Below are 15,261 nucleotides of genomic sequence, written 5' to 3' on the forward strand. Positions count from 1 at the left end.
TAAACGACAGCAAAACAACGCCTTACGCCATGACCGCCGCCCAAATCCTCGCCACGACCGGAACCACCAAAACCTGGAAGATGCAGCAGCTCTTCCAACTCGGCCACACCCGCCGCGAGGTGGCCACGATGATGGGCGTCGGTTACGGCTTCGCCCAGAACGTCTACGCTGCCTGGATGGCCACCGGCGCCGAGCGGGCCCTGGTAACGCCCACCCGCACCGCCACCGCCCAGGCCCTGGCGCCCTTTACCACCGGCCCTTTCAACCGCACCTTCGGCGTTGAAATCGAAGCCTTCGGCGTAACGCGCGCCGCCTTGCTGGCCGAGCTACGCGCCCAAGGACTCGAAGCCGAAAGCGAAAGCTACAACCACAGCACCCGCCCCCACTGGAAAATCACCAGCGACGCCAGCATCAGCGGCGCCAACGCCTTCGAACTGGTAAGCCCGGTACTGCAGGGCCTCGAAGGCCTAGCTGACCTGGAACGCGCCTGCCGGGCCCTGCGCATCTGCGGCGCCCAGGTCAACAGCAGCTGCGGCCTGCACATCCACCTCGGGGCCCGCGACCTCAGCGTCGAACACATGCGCCAGCTGGTACGCAACTACCTCGTCCTGGAGCCCACCATCGACCAGCTAGTACCGGCCGAGCGCCGGGGCAACGCCGCCTACTACTGCCGCAGCCTCCAGCGTGGTCGGACCCTGGCCCAGGCCGAGCAAGCTATCTTGAGCGCCACCACGGCCGAGGCCTTGAGCGAAGCGGCCAACGGCGGCTGCCGCTACCACAAGGTCAACATGCAAAGCTATTTTCGCCAGCGCACCATCGAATTTCGCCAGCACAGCGGCACCACCAACTTCGAAAAAATCAGCTTCTGGATTAAATTTCTGGCCAATCTGGTCGACTTTTCGAAGCAGCGCCTCGTAACCCCGGCGCTCCCCGTAAGCGAGTTTGCTACCTTTAACCAGCGCGACATTGCCACCTTCTACCAGCGCCGCCGCACGGCGCTGGCCACCCGCTAAGCCCTACCTATGAAATATGAAATACTCGGAGGCGGCCACATCGAGGCCGCCTCCCCTTTGGAACTAGTCGAAGCCTTGCGCCAAATCGACCTGCAGTGGATTCACTCGGTCGGGGTGGAGGATTTTATGGAAAACATGGCCGAAGGGTGCAAAATCCAAACCGGGGCCCTCGTGCGCACCGATTCGGTGGAGCACTTCCTGCACGACCTGCAGCAAGGCGGGTTCATTACGCCCGTCTCATGAGCTACCAAGAGGATATGGAAGCCCCGCCCCACCGGCGGGGCTTTTTTGTGTCCTTTTTCCCCGTGGCAGGCGCCGGCAACTTCGGCCCATGGAAACCCTGCAAATCGGCACGACCACCCGGCAAGTGCCCTCCACCTGGAATGAGCTCACCCGGCCGCAGCTGCGCCAAGTGCTGGCCGAACTCTACGCCGGCCCACCTGCCGGCAGCCGGCTGCGGCTGCTGGCCATCCTCACCGGCTTCCGGCTGCCGCTGCTCAGCGGGCTGCCGGCCGACGTGCTGGCCCAGCTGCTGCCGCTGACCGACTTCGTTTTATCCGAGGACCACTGCCTGACGGCTCAGCTGCTTCCCACCCTGAAAGTGCCCGGCCGCCACGTCACCGAGCCGGTGGCCACGCTGCACGGCCCGCGCGCCTCCCTGAGCAACGTCACTTTCGGCGAGTTCATTTTCGCCGACACGTTTTTCCTGCAGTACCACCTGGCCACGAAAAAGGCCCGGCTGAATAATCGGGCTACTTACCTCGACCAGTTTCTGGCCGTGCTCTACCGGCCGAGCAAGCGAAACCCCAATCCGGAGGCCCCCGACTGGAACGGCGACGTGCGCATCGCCTTCAACGAAAACCACCTGGAGGCCCGCACCCCGCGCTTGGCCCCGGTGCCCGACCTCGACAAGCTGGCCGTGCTCACCTGGTACCGCGGCTGCCGGCAGCAGCTGGCCAGCGAGTTCCCCGACGTGTTTACCGTGGCCGATGAGCACGAGGCCGGCCCCCAAAAGGCGCCCGAGTGGGAGCGGGTGCTGCGCAAGCTCTCGGGCGGCGTCTTCGGCCCGGTGCAGCAGACGGCCACCCAGCCCCTGCGCCTGGTGCTGGCCGAAATGCAGGATGCCGCGGTGGAATACCTGCGCCTGAAACACCCATCCAAAACCGCTTAATCATGCGCAATTCAGCCTATGCGGCCCTGTTCAAGGGCCTGGCCGAGCGGCACGTCCGCATCCGCCACCGCGACGACTCGCCCCGCTTCGCCCGCATCATCGTCAGCGTCGACCCACTGCAGCGCCAGGTCGACCTGCTGGAGATGCAGGAAACCCTGCTCGGCCGCTTCCTGAAGCCGGGCGCCGGGGAACAAGTGTTGGTGCTGGAGTCCATCCAGACCCAGTTGGCCGACAACAACGGCGATAACTACACCCGCCAGAGCCGCGGGGCCTTCTTCCTGCTCGAGCAGAAGTCGGCCGAAGTCGACGCCTGGACCATCCTCGACCGCACCGAGCAGTCCGGGGAGGAAATTCTGGCCGCGGCCCGGAAGCAGTACGAAGACCAGGTAAAGGTGCGCTGGCCCATCGGCGCCATCCTGAGCGACGCCGTGGGTCCGCTGCACGACGGCACCTGGTACGGCACGCGCTTCGACTTCGAAATCATTTCCCCCGCCAACGCGGCCCTGGCTTACAACCCGGCGGCCTTTACCCCTGCCCCCTGATGTATCTACTCAAGAGTACCTGGGTTTTCTTTTCGGCCGTCATCGACACCGATAACAACTACCTCGACCCGATTTACAAGGGCGACGTGTACGAGTTTGACGAAACCACCCGCACGGTGGTGCACAGCCCCGACGTGCAGCAGCAGGCCCCGGTGCCGGGCCCGCCCGACTACAGCCGCGACCCCACCCAGGAGTTCTACGTGTGGGTGGACGGGGCCACGCGCACCGGCTACTTCCACGACGGCAACGGGGGCGTGACCACCGTCATCACCACGCTCGTGCTCACGGCCACCGTCACGGCCGCGGTCTGTTACGGTGGCAACACCGGCGCCATCGCGCTGGTGACCGCGGGCATGGCCGGCCCGTTCACCTTCAGCTGGAGCGACGGCGTGACGACCCAGAACCGCGGCCCGGTGCGCGCCGGTACCTACCGCGTCGTCGTCACAGACGGCCCCAGCGGCGCCATCGCCCGCGCCACCGTGCAGGTGGGCACCAACCCGGAGCTGGCCGTCACCGTGCAAAGCATTGGCCCCAACATCACGCTGCAGGTAACCGGCGGCAGTGGCCTCTATACTTATTTATGGAGCGACGGGGCCACCACCCGCGACCGCACCGGCCTGGCCGCTGGCCCCTATTCGGTGACCATCACCGACGCCCTGGGATGCTCGACCGAAGTAGCCGTGCAGGTGAACACCGACCTGTTTTTTTGGTCGCGCAACCCCATCACCCTAGCCCTGGACGCCGGCAACGCTTACCGCCTGGACCACACGCTCAAGCCCAACTTAACCTTCCTCTGCGAGGTGTGGGTGGAGAAAGTGTACCTCAGCGGCGACTTTACGCTGGTCGGCGGCGTGCTCGAGCAGCCGGCCGACCGCGACGGCCGCACCGAGTTCCAGGTGCAGGCCCTGCTCGACACCTTCCTGCAGCATCACGTGCCGCCGGTCGGCGCCACCGGCGTGCTGCGGGCCGACCCGCTGTTCCGGCGCTTCTACTTAAAGCACGCCGAGAGCTTTGGCGACACGCCGGTGCGCGCGGCCACCACCGTGCTCGTGCAGAACTACGTGGTGCTGGGCGGGCTCAACTTCTACGAGTCGCGCAGCCGTACCTTCTTCACCACCTACCAGCCGGCGGTGAAGCCGTTTCTCACCTGGGAGCCGCCGGTGAAGTCGGTATTGGCCGACCAGCCTGAATTCCTCTACTACCTGGTGAGCGAGTCGCCCGCCGGCTTTCGCTTCCAACTCCGGGTGCAGTACACCGATGGGACCAACGAAGTGCTCAACCTGGGCGGCGTGGATACCGTGCGCCTACACGAGGTGTACTGCCGGCCGGTGGGCTACCAGGCCCTGGGCCTGGCCAGCCTCGCCGGCCCCAAGCAGGTGCTGTGGTGGGAAACGTGGGTCACCACCCCCGACGAAGCCACGGTGCTGAGCGAAACCCGCCGCTTCGTGCTCGATACGCGCGTGTTCCCGCACCGGCGCTACCTGCTGTTTGCCACCAGCCTGGGCGGCATGGCCACCTACGCCGCGCTGGGCGAGGCGCTCACTGAAGGCGAAGTCACCGGCGACGAGGGCGCCCGGACGCTGACGCCCTATTCGGACCCGCTGCTGGGCGACACGGCCGTGCAGACCCGCCAACTGCGGCCGGTGGTGAAGCTGGCCAGTGGCCCGCGCACCCGCGCCCAGATGCAGGCCGCCCAGGACCTGCTGCTCAGCCGGCGGGTGCTGCTGCTCGACCAGGGCCGCTGGGTGCCGGGCTTCATCAAGGCCAAAACCAGCCCCCTGCGCGACGAGAGCAAAAACGTGCCCACGCTCGACTTCGATTTCTACCTTACGACCGAGGAGCTGTACACCCCGCGGCTGGGCAGCGACCAGGTCACTTATGCGCTCGGCTCATGATTGGCTTAAAAGTCGCCGCCGGCTGGCTGGTACTGGCCCCCGGCACCATCACGGTGGACATCAACAGCCCGTTTTTCAACCCCGACAGCGTGCCGGGCACCATCACCTACCCCTTCGGGCTGCCGGTGGCCGGCAACGCGCAGGCCCTGAACTTCCCCGACGTGCGCGCCGCCCAGGGTGACGTAGTGGCGCCCGAGCCCTGCAAGTTCTACATCGACGAGCAACTGCGCTGGGTCGGCTCGCTGGTGTACCTGGAGTGCGACGAAAAGAAGGGCCTCTACGCCTACAACTTCGTGGCCGATGCCGCCGACCTGCAGGCCCGCATCGAGGGCGTGACCCTGCCGTCGCTAGACCTGGGCCGCGTGCCCCTGCAGCTAGTGCACAACGCGGCCGATTACGCCCTGCCCTGCGTGCGCAATTACACCTTTTACGGGGGCGAAGTGGCCAACTACGGCATGACGCTCAACTACTACGCCAACGGCACTTACCGCCCGGCGGGCACGCTGGCCTACCACCAGCCCATCGTGCCCTTCCTGCGCCTGGTGCCGCTGCTGCACCGCGTGCTGGGCGCCGTGGGCTACGCGCTGAGCGGCCCCTGGCTCGACACGCCCGAGGCCCAGGCGGCAATTCTGTACTCCGACCGCACGGTGGAACAGGCCGATGGCAGCCTGCCGGCCGATTTCGCCGTGAACCGGCACGTGCCCGACCTCGAGGTCGGTGCCCTGCTGGTGCAGCTGCAGAAAGTCTACGGCCTGGGCTACGGTTTTCACCCCAAGCGCCGGGAGCTGAGCATCCGCGCGCTGCGCGACGTGATAGCCGACCCGGCGTATCTGGACCGCACCGGCGGGCTGGGCCGCAGCACGGCCGTGACCCAGACCGGCTGGGTGCTGAGCATGGGGCTGGAGAGCGACGACGAGCTGAACAAAACCCTCGACACCGGCTGGGCCACGCTGCGCGTGGGCAACGGCAAGCAGACGCTCAGCACCGAGGCCGGCACGCTGCACGTGGTCGAGGAGCCCGACTACATCAACCCGGCCCGCACCTGGCGCCTGCCGGCAGTCGACGCCAAGGGCGCCTCGCTGGCCTTCGGCGTGGGCGACGACAGCCACTGCGGCCTGCGCCTGCTCTACGACCGCGGGCTGTGCCCCGACAGCCAGCAGCAACTCTACCCGTTGGCCACCTGGGACCGGGAAGACATGCACGGCAATACCGTGGGCCCCAGCACCCTGCACTGGGACGGCGAGGCCGGCCTGTACGCCACCTGGCACCGGGCCTGGCTGGACTTTCTCGACCGGGCCACCACCCGCGAAGTACTCATGGAGTTCCGGGTGGCCGACCTGCTCACCCTCGACCCAGCCCGCAAGGAATTGGTGTACTGGCAGAAATACCTCTGGGAGAAAGTCTCCCTGAGCCTGAAAACCACCGGCCGGCGCCTGGAGGCGGCCACCTTCACCTACCGCCTTAGCCGATGAACGCCAACCTAACCCCGCGCCAATTGGCCGTGGAGTGGCTCGACATCACCGTGGAGCGCTTCGTGGCCAACCTGCGCCGGCTGAAAATCGAGCACACCGGCGCCCTGCTGGCCTCCTTCCGCAAGGAAGTCATCGGCGCCGCGGAGGGCGACCAGCTCCGCCTGCGGCTGAGCTACGCGCTCTATGGCAAGTTCGTCGACATGGGCGTGGGCCGCGGCCACGGGGCCGGCATCCGGAAGGGCGACGACGGCTACGACCGCCTGCGCAACTCGCGCGGCAAGCTGCGCCGGCTGCAGCGCAAGGCCCGGCCCTGGTACTCGAAGGAGGTGGCCCACCAGACCAAGCGCCTGAGTGAGCTGATGCTGGAACTGTACGGCCAGGTGCTGGTGGCGAAAACCGTAGAGGCATTGCCCGGCGAGACGACCATCCGCTTTTAACAATTAACTGATAAGTAAGCCCTCATGGCAGCAGATAAGGAAACCCGGGAGTTAGAAATCCTCCTCAACGCCCAGCAGGCCAACGCCAGCATCAAGGACATGGCCGCGGGCGTGGCCCTGATGAACAACCAGCTCACGAAGATGAGCCAGGACGACCCGCGCCGGCAAGCGCTGCAGCGCGACTTCCAGGTGCTCACCCAGCGCGTGGGCGCCGCCCGCGCCGAAATGCGCACCTACGTGCAGTCGGAGGAGGAAGTGCGCGCGGCCACCGAGAAGATGAACCAGGAAAACCTGCAGGTCATCCTCAACGGGCAGAAAATCAACTCCTCGTTTAAGGACATGAAGGCGGCCTCCGCCCAGCTCGAAAAGCAGCTGCAGGAGATGAACGGCGACGCACCCGGCCGGCAGAAGATGTTGGCCGATTACCACGCCCTGCAGGACCGCATTGCCCAGGTGAGCACCGAAATCAAGGGCGCCACCGAGAGCACCGGCTGGCTGAAGCAGGGCTTCGCCAACGCCTTTGCCTTCCTCACGGCCGGCGGCATCATGGGCTTGGTGCAGCAGTTGTTCGGCTTCTTCTCGGCCTCGCGCGAAGAGTTTCTCAGCAGCGCCAAGTCCGGCGCCGACCTGGAGGCCACGCTGCACGCCACCAAGAACGCCGCCGGACTCACGGCCGATGAAATCCGGCGCATCGGCACGGAGCGGGCCAAGGTGACGCTCTTCGACGACGACGAAACCAACCGGGCCTCGGCCATGCTGCTCACGTTTAAAAACGTGAAAAAGGGCGTGTTCGAGGACGCCATCCCCGCCATTCAGGACCTGGCCACCAAGATGGCCGGCGACGGCCCGGCCGATATGAAGGGCGCCAGCATCCAGCTCGGCAAGGCCCTGAATGACCCCATCAAGGGCATTACGGCGCTGACGCGCGTGGGCGTAACCTTCTCCGACCAGCAGAAGGAGCAGATTGCCCAGATGGTGAAGGTAGGCGACGTGGCCGGCGCCCAGAAGCTGATTCTGGCCGAGTTGAATTCCGAGTTCGGGGGCTCGGCCGAGGCCGCCCGGAAGGCGGCCGGCGGGATGGCCACGCTGAGCCTGTGGTTCGGCGAGTTCAAGGAGACGGTGGGGGGCAAAGTCAACCAGGTGCTCGAGCAGCTGGGCCAGTGGTTCGGGCGGGTACTGGATAAAAGCCAGCCGCTGCTGGACATGGTCACCGAGCTGGTCGACCAGTTCATGGCCTACTACCGCGAAATCGGCGACGTGCTGGAGGGGCTGGGCTTGTTCAACGAACAGACCGACACGGCGTCGATGGCCGTTGACATCCTGAAAACGGCGCTCACGGTACTGCTGCTGCCCCTGCGCGTGCTGCTGGCCGTGAGCCGCGACGTGATTGACAACTTCATCGAGTGGTACAACAAATCGGAACTGCTGCGCGGCATCCTGGGCGGGCTGGGCGCCGTGGTGGTGAGTTTGTTTACGACCATCAAGGACGATGCCCTGAAAATCCTGGGCGGCGTGGGGGACATCATCATCGGCATTTTCACCCTCGACAAGGATAAAATCGTCGCCGGCTTCAAGTCGGCCCTCAGCGCCACGGCCGACGTGGCCCTGAGCAGTGGGCAGCGCGCGGCCGAGGCCTTCGCCGCCGGCTACCAGGCCAGCAAAAACAACCGCATCACCCGCTCGGTGCGCGTGGAAACCACCGAAACCAGCTCCGGCGGGGGTGGCACGGCCGCCAGCAGCGGCGAGGAGGCGCCGGCCGGCGAAACCGAGAAGCAGAAGAAGGCCCGCGAGGCGGCCGAAAAGAAAGCCAAGGCCGACCGCGACCGGGCCGACCGGGAGCGCCTGGCCGATGCCAAGCGACTGAGCAAGGAACTGGGTGACGACCTGATGCAGCGCAATTCCCTGCTCGACCAGCTGGACCGCACCCACCAGAGCGACGAGGAAGTGCGCCGGGAGGAGGAGCGGCAGAAAATCCTGGACGCGGCCACCAAAAAGGTCGACGCCCTGACCGGGCTGGAGGCCGACTACACCGAACAGGTGGCCGCCATCGTGGCCGAGCGCGACCTGCGCCTGCGGGAGTTGTGGGAGAAGCATGCCGAGGAAGAAGAGAAGCGTCGGCAGGACGACATTGATAAGCAGATTGCCCAGGCCAATGCCGATGCCGAGTTGCTGGAAGCGCAGGCCCAGTTGAACCTGGCCAACAAGCTGCTCACCCAGCAGCAGTACGAGGATGCGGTGTACGCCCTCAAGCAGGCCGCTATGCAGCGGGAGCTGGACCTGATTAAGCAGCGCGACGCGGCCGAGTCGGTGGCGTGGAAAAAGCTGCAGGCCGACAAGCTCAAGGACGAGGCGGCCCACGTGAAGAAGGTGAAAACCGAGGACGAAAGCCTGACCGAGTTCCGCAAGAAGCTGGCCTTCGTCGAGAAAACGATGCAGGACGAGGGCGTGAAAAACCTGGAAGACGCCCTGGGCGAGCAAACCATCTTATATAAGGTGTTCAAAGCGGCCCGGAAGGCGGAGGCCATCGCCAGCATCGGCATGAATTACGTGGACGAGGTGCAGGGCTATTGGGCCACGGCCGCGACCATGGGCCCGATTGCCGGCCCGCTCTACGGCTTGGGCATGAGTGGGCTAGCCACCTTCCGCGCCGGCATGGCCATCGCCAAGATTGCCGGCTTTGCCAAGGGGGGGCGCACCGGTGATGGCGCTACCGTTGCCACTGGCGGCCAGGCTGGCAGCCTGTGGGACGTGTTTGCCATGGCCACCGGCATGAGCATCGGCAGCAATGGCAAGCTGCAGGACGGCAGCGGGCACGCCGTGGCCGGCATCGTACACGAGGACGAGTACGTTGTGCCGAAGTGGATGCGGGCCGACCCGCAGGTGATGCAGGTGGAAGGCTGGCTGGAGCAACGCCGGCAGCGCGGCTATTACGAAGGCGGCCCCACCAGCGAGGGCAGCAGCCGGGCTTCGGTCGACGAGTGGGACGTAGTAGTGCCCAAGGCGGCCGTGAACGAGCGGATGCTGCAGGTGCTGGAGTCGTTAGATAAACGACTCGAAGGCGTGGAGCAGTGGGCCACCACCCTCGAAGTGGTGAATGACTTGCTGGCCCTCGACCGCGACCTGGAGAAGATTAAGCAAACGAAGGCCAAGTCCGAAATTCGGCCGAAGTAGTTTGAAAGCTTAATTTCTCTTGTTTGCTAATTCGAGCAAAACCAAGATCCGCTGGCGAAAAGCGCCTGAGCCGATGTGATTGAAACACCAGAACACCCCGAAATAGGTATTGTATGTATCAAATCACGACCATATTTTTGGGGTACAGTACAGCAAAGTACTTATATACAAGAATACTTAACCTCGTCTCATGCTTAAACTTATACTTCCTTGTTTACTGATGCTGCCCCTGTTCAGCGGCTGTAGTAAAAAAGACGCGACTCAAAACGCGCCGGTACTGCCCCCTTCTTATGCTTCTGCTTCCTTTGCTTACCAAATTACCGGTTATTCTCCTGTGAAGACCGGTGCTTTGGTTGAATTGGGGACATTTCCAGGCGCTCGAACCGATCGGTATGAAGTCAGGATTATCGCCAATTACCAGCCGAAGCCTGGCTCAACAACAAACGGAGTGGAAAGCATCTTCCTCTTCTATAACAAGCCCAGCAAAAGCTCGCCTGACACTGATTTCGTTCTGCACGATGCTCAACTCAATGGGTTCGATTCATTTGGGTTTTTTGGTACCAGATTTTCACCACCCCTTAATGGTACTTTAACCGCAGGTACCAAACCCGGAACGTGGTCTGGAACCTTCTCGGCTGGGAGCGGAGGCTCTGTACTTGTTGGCCAGTTTGTTAATCTAGAAAAAAGTCAATAAAACGGCCCAGTTCGCTGTATAACTTTAAGGTGGCTGCTGCTGAATCCGGGTTCAGCAGCAGCCACCTTGTCTTTTCTGAAATGCTACTTGGGCATGCTTGCGGAGGGCCTAACCTCGCCTATTGGCCTGAATAGAATTTTAGAAACTGGTTCACGAATCAAAGTTTACGAAACGCGCCAAGGAGATGAGTTTCGTAAACTCCGAGCCCTCCAAAAAACGGGGCAAAAAAACGGCCCGAAAAACCTGCGTTTCCGGGCCGTTTGGGCACTGTGCGAAACCCTCCAGAATACGTCCGTTTTTTGGAGGGTTCGCAGTTTACGAAACTCATCTACTTTACGCGTTTCGTAAACTTTGATTCGTAGACGAGTTTCTTAAACTCGCCAGGTACTGGAGCGGTCTGTTGGCCATCTTTTTCCAAGCTACTGGATTAGTTTAGTAAACCGAGGGTTATCAAGGCGCATCGCTAGCTACTTTTGGGGCCAATCCAAACAACAGAATAGCATATGCGAAAACATTGGTGGAAAGCCTTAACTGTCCTCATTCTACTCTATGTGTTTTGGGCTGGCCTGATAAATCCCGTCCCAAGATTGCCGCTGTTGCATGAAGCCATTCGCAACACCTTTTTCCATCCCCCCTTGTGGATTGCGATGGTTATTCTGCTGTTCGCTTCCGCTTGTTTTGCCATTCGCTACCTGCGTAAAGGCCGACCAGACGACGACCTTATTTCGGTGGAACTTGCCAACACCGCCCTTTTATTTGGCGTTTTAGGATGCCTCACGGGTTCTGCCTGGGCCTATTTTACGTGGGGCGCACTCTGGCCCAATGACCCCAAAACCAACGGCGTAAGTGTCGGCATGCTGATTTACTTGGCCTATTTCGTCTTGCGCGGCTCCATGAATGATGCCATGAGCAAGGCCCGAATTTCGGCCATCTACAACATCTTCGCTTTCTCCGTTTTCATTCCCCTTATCATCATTTTACCGCGTTTGACGGATTCATTGCATCCCGGGAATGGCGGCAACCCGGGGTTCAATCAATACGACGCCGACAGTTCTATCAAAATGATTATTCGCCCCGCGTTTGTCGGCTTCACACTGCTGGGCTTCTGGATTACCCAACTCCGCGTCAGAATCCGCCGGTTAGAAGCGCATTTCGATGAACAGGATGATGCCGATGTCAATAATCCAGTGAAAGAGGTTTACGCAACCAAAGACTTAACCTAAAATGATTTTGGTATCCCTTTCATTAACAGATTTTCTACGCTCCGATGGCAAATTGTGGGTCGTCCTATTGGTTATTGCCATTATTTTGTTAGGATGGCTGTTTTATGTTCTTCAGATTGGGAGCCGGGTTCGCAAGCTAGAACAAAGGAATAGGCGCTAAAACAAGGTGCCTTCCTTGCAACTAAGTAGTCTGCGAAAACGGTACTACGTTGAACGCGCTCAATTTAGAAAAACGAGCGTTTGCCAGTTTCATAACGTCAATAGAGTTGTGAGAATCAATGCTTGTTTCTTGCGCTTAATTCTCACAACTCACTTCGCTGCTTTTTCCAACTTGCCACTATTTTATGACGAACCTGTTACAAACGAATGGCCCTGGTGGCGCCGTGAAACTCTTGCGAGCTCTCGGCTGCGCCATTTCGTTTAGCGCCCTCCCCCTATTCACGAGTTGTCAAGTGCAAAATCAACCGGTGGGTTGCTACGCCCACTTCGCTGAAGAAGACACGCTTCGACTTTCGCTATTGACTCTATATCCTACTGTTTCTGGGACCATGATTTACGATGGCGGGTCTGACCATTACACGGGCACGGTTACCGGCACCATGCACGGAGATACGCTCCTGGGAGAATACACAGCGGGAGCGGGAGAAAATGGTTCGGCGCTCACCACGCCCATTGCTTTTTTGCGACGCTCCGACGGGTATGCCCAGGGCGGTTGTGAACTGGTGATGCGGGATGGAAAATTCGAATTCGAGCGGGTATCTGCCTTGAAATTCGGTAAAGAGGTCCTTAAACCAGTGCCCTGCACCAAATAGCTCTCTTCAGTCGAAGTGGAAATAGCTCCGTCGTAGTTCAGGAAAACGGTGATATAAAACTACACAGTAGCGGTTGGTAATTTTGGGTATGAGAGTCGCCATCTACGCCCGCGTGTCCACCAACGACAAAGGCCAAGACCCGGAGAACCAGTTGCACCAGTTGCGCGCCTTCGCTGAGCAGCACGGCACCATCTACAAGGTGTTCACCGAGGAAGTGTCCGGGGGCAAGGCCGACCGCCTGCAGTTTAAACTGCTACTCCTCGAAGCCTACCAGAAGAAGTTTGACCTGGTCGTGTTCTGGCGCCTGGACCGCTTCAGCCGCGAAGGCACGCTGGCCACGCTCAAGTACCTAAAGGAACTGAGCGACCACGGGGTGAACTACAAGTCCTTCATGGAGCCGTACCTCGACACGCTCGGCCCCTTCGCCGACGTGATTGTCTCGATGCTGAGCACCATCGCCGCCCAGGACCTGATTAAGATTTCGGAGAACACCAAAGCTGCCCTGGCCAAGAAGAAAGCCGCCGGCATCAAACTTGGTGCACCGACGAAAGGGTCAGTGGTAGTAGAGCAGGCGCGGGTCCTGAAAGGGGAGGGCAAGTCCAACGGATTCATCGCTCGCACCCTCGGAATTTCCCCAAGTACGGTGGCAAAGTACGTGGCAGTCGTAGTCTGATTTGCCACCATTTCTGCCACCCTTTTTTGTGAAAAGTGCGAAATTAGGCTGTGAACAAAATATTGATAATTCTCAGCCAGAAGCCGAGGGTGTAGGAATGGGAAGCAGGAGCGGGCGTTGCGGGCATGGGGGCCGCAAAGGTCGGCAGGAATGGGCGGCGGCTGTTGTGCCGGCCTACGGCTCGTCGTAGCGGGTGGGCATCGGCGGCAAATCGGAGAGAGGAAGCCAACGAAAGCCAGGGCCAAAATCCGGTCGAAGTAAGCCGCTGGTAAGGAGGGCGACTACTTTTGCCGCATGGAATTTCAAAAGAAGAAGTACACGTTTCGCGGCATGGACGGCTTTGCCGGTTTCCGCCGTGACAAAGAATACGAGCTGGAGTTGGGCATGACGGCGGCCGATGACGAGGAGCACCCGAGTGAAGTCGTCATCGTCAATCCGGTTTCCAGGCTCTGGAGCTATTGGAGCAAGAAGGACTTCACCGAGCGCTGGGAGAAGCATTGAGCCCTTCCAAAACCAACGCTTAGATAGGTTTCCTTTAGCTTTAGAGGCTTTCTGTTCTACACTACCCAGGGCTGTCAGCAACCCCGGACCAATGCTGTTCTGCTCCGGTAGTTCAATCAGTACCCGCGTAGCACACGGGTGGCTATACTGGCGCCGAAGGAGAAATACCTGATTCGATTTACTTCCCAAGACCAGGCAACTTTGCTTAACCTCTCGCCTGTATATTTCCGGCCTCATCCCACCCGACCACATCCATGGCTGCTTTTCGTCGCTGGCCCCCGGTCCTCGTCCTGGCTGGCCTGGCCGTGATGGGCCGGCCCCACCCCGCCCGGGCCCAGACCGCCGGGACCACGCTGTTGCCATGCAGATTGTCGGCGGACTCATTAGAATAGCGCTGTAAGCCTACAATATTGGTTTGCTTTTCTACCGTTTTCTTACACATCGTTATCCGCGCCTCCGATGGCCTTGCCCTACTCCCCCGCCCAGCAGCAGCAGTTCCGGCTCGATTTTGCTCCCGTCGTGGGCCGCTACCACCGGCGCAAACGGCGGGCCCGTCGCTTCGCCCTAACCAGCGGGGGGCTGTTTTTGGTCCTGGTCTTTACCGGGTCGTGGTCGGCGGCGTGGTTTGACCTGCTGTTCGTGCTGCTGGTGCCCCTGGTGCAGGCAACCATTGTGCTCACCATCTGGGCCATCATCCCCCCCAAATGCCCGGGCTGTGCCGTGCCGCTGCTCAAATTCGGGGCGTATTGCCCGGAGTGCGGCAGCGCCGGGCTGACCAAGCCCGGCAGCCAGTGGACGGATGAGCACCCGGCCCACTGCGCGGCTTGCGGCAAAGACATGCTCCAGCGCCCGCCGCGGCCCCCCGGTGCCCGGGGCCAGTCCTTCCCCTCGCGGCAATACCGCATCCGCGCCTGCTCCAGTTGCGGCTTGTACCTGACCGAGGAGGGCCTGTAAGTCGAATTCGACGGGCTAGCGCGGTTTCGGAGTCGATGGAAGTAGCGTGAACTTTGTAGTTCGCGTGCCCGCGCCGTTTCAACGTTTACAATCTGTGCAGGGACGCGAACTACACAGTTCGCGCTACTTCCATCGACTGTATACCGACCCCGAAACCGCTCTAAGCTTCGTTCCGCTCACGGCGCCCGCAGTGGCGGCTACCTTTCCACCATTTTTCTGAACCCATAGCACAGGGTAAAACCCGTTACGTGCCGCCTTGAGAAGCATTGCGCCGCAATAGATAGGCCATCACTACGGCAATGGCAGGCGCGAAGCCGCTACCATACAAAACAAACGTATTCATGTGTTTTACATGGGTAACGAGAAAGAATAAGTACAGCGCCGGATAAGCGAAAAACGCCCAGATTAGGACGTGATTACGTCTAATGCTTGGGCAGGGGAAGAGACGCTGCAATCCCCAATAAGTGATGCGGCCCAACAGGTACGGAGGCAGATAGAGCAAGAACAAGCCGTACACAAGTAGAATCAACATGGAGCTATGGTAGCGGTTAGTGGCACTGCTCTTTTCCTAAACCAGCGACGGTTTTTACCCTCCATTTGGTAAACCACTTGCAGCGGCCCGCTACTGGGTCCCTGCAAGCTACTGCAGGACCTACAGCCGTTTCGACGTCAGTGTACGTGCGGTCAGTAGCGCGAACTTTGT

General features: G+C 61.1%; 16 protein-coding genes. 15 read left to right on the forward strand and 1 reads right to left on the reverse strand.

What is annotated here, in order from left to right:
• The first annotated feature begins 29 nt into the window (after positions 1–29).
• The 15 genes from JKL48_RS05045 (at position 30) to JKL48_RS05110 (ending at position 14,558) form a co-directional block, all read left to right on the forward strand.
• The gene (locus tag JKL48_RS05045) at positions 30–1,013 is read left to right on the forward strand and encodes an amidoligase family protein (protein WP_201979370.1); all 984 of its coding nucleotides are present in this window, start codon (positions 30–32) and stop codon (positions 1,011–1,013) included.
• A 9-nt stretch (positions 1,014–1,022) separates the two neighbouring features.
• Positions 1,023–1,256, forward strand: a complete 234-nt coding sequence (locus JKL48_RS05050) for a hypothetical protein (RefSeq protein WP_201979373.1) — start codon at positions 1,023–1,025, stop codon at positions 1,254–1,256.
• 88 nt (positions 1,257–1,344) lie between these two features.
• The gene (locus tag JKL48_RS05055) at positions 1,345–2,184 is read left to right on the forward strand and encodes a hypothetical protein (protein ID WP_201979376.1); all 840 of its coding nucleotides are present in this window, start codon (positions 1,345–1,347) and stop codon (positions 2,182–2,184) included.
• A 2-nt stretch (positions 2,185–2,186) separates the two neighbouring features.
• Complete coding sequence (locus JKL48_RS05060) at positions 2,187–2,726, forward strand: hypothetical protein (protein ID WP_201979388.1); 540 nt, start codon at positions 2,187–2,189, stop codon at positions 2,724–2,726.
• Positions 2,726–4,621 (forward strand): SprB repeat-containing protein, encoded by a 1,896-nt coding sequence (locus tag JKL48_RS05065; RefSeq protein WP_201979392.1) that lies wholly within the window; start codon positions 2,726–2,728, stop codon positions 4,619–4,621. Before JKL48_RS05060 ends, JKL48_RS05065 begins: the two co-directional genes overlap by 1 nt.
• Positions 4,618–6,093, forward strand: a complete 1,476-nt coding sequence (locus tag JKL48_RS05070; protein WP_201979395.1) for a hypothetical protein — start codon at positions 4,618–4,620, stop codon at positions 6,091–6,093. The genes JKL48_RS05065 and JKL48_RS05070 overlap by 4 nt, the downstream gene beginning before the upstream one ends.
• Complete coding sequence (locus JKL48_RS05075) at positions 6,090–6,530, forward strand: hypothetical protein (RefSeq protein ID WP_201979398.1); 441 nt, start codon at positions 6,090–6,092, stop codon at positions 6,528–6,530. Before JKL48_RS05070 ends, JKL48_RS05075 begins: the two co-directional genes overlap by 4 nt.
• A gap of 24 nt (positions 6,531–6,554) precedes the next feature.
• A complete protein-coding gene (locus tag JKL48_RS05080) occupies positions 6,555–9,701 on the forward strand; it encodes a hypothetical protein (RefSeq protein WP_201979400.1) in 3,147 nt (1,048 codons plus the stop codon).
• Positions 9,702–9,891: 190 nt separating this feature from the next.
• Positions 9,892–10,395 carry a hypothetical protein gene (locus JKL48_RS05085; protein ID WP_201979403.1) on the forward strand — a complete coding sequence of 168 codons (504 nt, stop codon included), beginning with the start codon at positions 9,892–9,894 and terminating at the stop codon, positions 10,393–10,395.
• Between the two features lie 503 nt (positions 10,396–10,898).
• Positions 10,899–11,618: a cytochrome c biogenesis protein CcsA gene (gene ccsA, locus JKL48_RS05090; protein WP_201979411.1), complete on the forward strand. Its 720-nt coding sequence runs from the start codon at positions 10,899–10,901 to the stop codon at positions 11,616–11,618.
• A 1-nt stretch (position 11,619) separates the two neighbouring features.
• Positions 11,620–11,778: a CcmD family protein gene (locus tag JKL48_RS23020; protein WP_236668622.1), complete on the forward strand. Its 159-nt coding sequence runs from the start codon at positions 11,620–11,622 to the stop codon at positions 11,776–11,778.
• Between the two features lie 184 nt (positions 11,779–11,962).
• Complete coding sequence (locus JKL48_RS05095; protein ID WP_201979415.1) at positions 11,963–12,430, forward strand: hypothetical protein; 468 nt, start codon at positions 11,963–11,965, stop codon at positions 12,428–12,430.
• 88 nt (positions 12,431–12,518) lie between these two features.
• Positions 12,519–13,103: a recombinase family protein gene (locus tag JKL48_RS05100; protein WP_201979418.1), complete on the forward strand. Its 585-nt coding sequence runs from the start codon at positions 12,519–12,521 to the stop codon at positions 13,101–13,103.
• A gap of 294 nt (positions 13,104–13,397) precedes the next feature.
• The gene (locus tag JKL48_RS05105) at positions 13,398–13,604 is read left to right on the forward strand and encodes a hypothetical protein (RefSeq protein ID WP_201979421.1); all 207 of its coding nucleotides are present in this window, start codon (positions 13,398–13,400) and stop codon (positions 13,602–13,604) included.
• Between the two features lie 459 nt (positions 13,605–14,063).
• A complete protein-coding gene (locus JKL48_RS05110; protein ID WP_201979424.1) occupies positions 14,064–14,558 on the forward strand; it encodes a hypothetical protein in 495 nt (164 codons plus the stop codon).
• A 244-nt stretch (positions 14,559–14,802) separates the two neighbouring features.
• On the opposite strand, the gene JKL48_RS05115 is transcribed toward JKL48_RS05110, so the two are convergent.
• Entirely contained in the window at positions 14,803–15,090 is a 288-nt protein-coding gene (locus tag JKL48_RS05115) for a hypothetical protein (RefSeq protein ID WP_201979426.1), read from the reverse strand.
• Positions 15,091–15,261 lie beyond the last annotated feature (171 nt).

This window comes from Hymenobacter rubidus (assembly GCF_016734815.1).
Lineage (GTDB): Bacteria > Bacteroidota > Bacteroidia > Cytophagales > Hymenobacteraceae > Hymenobacter > Hymenobacter rubidus.